This is a genomic window from Herbaspirillum sp. C7C2 (assembly GCF_022627865.1).
GTDB classification, from domain to species: Bacteria; Pseudomonadota; Gammaproteobacteria; order Burkholderiales; family Burkholderiaceae_D; genus Herbaspirillum; species Herbaspirillum frisingense.
The window spans coordinates 1-362 of sequence record NZ_JABXGI010000063.1 but is presented as its reverse complement, the minus strand read 5'-3'; the positions used below and the strand labels follow the sequence as shown (position 1 = coordinate 362).

At 64.6% G+C, this 362-nt stretch carries 1 protein-coding gene; it reads left to right on the top strand.

Annotated elements, in window-relative coordinates:
• The coding region (locus HWE04_RS24240; protein WP_446719258.1) for an NAD(P)/FAD-dependent oxidoreductase at positions 1-362 on the top strand (362 nt) is incomplete at both ends.

Here is a 362-nt window from a genome sequence, read left to right as displayed (position 1 = left end):
GGTGGTGCGCTGCTGGGTTGCGATGCCGGCTTCCTCAATGCCTCGCGCATCAAGGGCAGCCATGCGGCGATCAAGAGCGGCATGCTGGCAGCGGATGCGGCATTCAATGCCCTGGGCGAGAATCGCCAGTCGGACGAGCTGTCGGCCTACCCGGCCGCCTTCGAGGCTTCCTGGCTGAAAGAAGAATTGCACAAGGCCCGCAACTTCAAGCCCTCGATGAGCAAGGGTCTGGTGGCCGGCACGCTGTTGGTGGGGATTGATCAGGTACTGTTCGGTGGCAAGGCACCCTGGACCCTGCGCCACACGCATGCCGACCACGAATGCCTGCGCCCGGCCGCCGACTTTGCGCCGATCGCCTATCC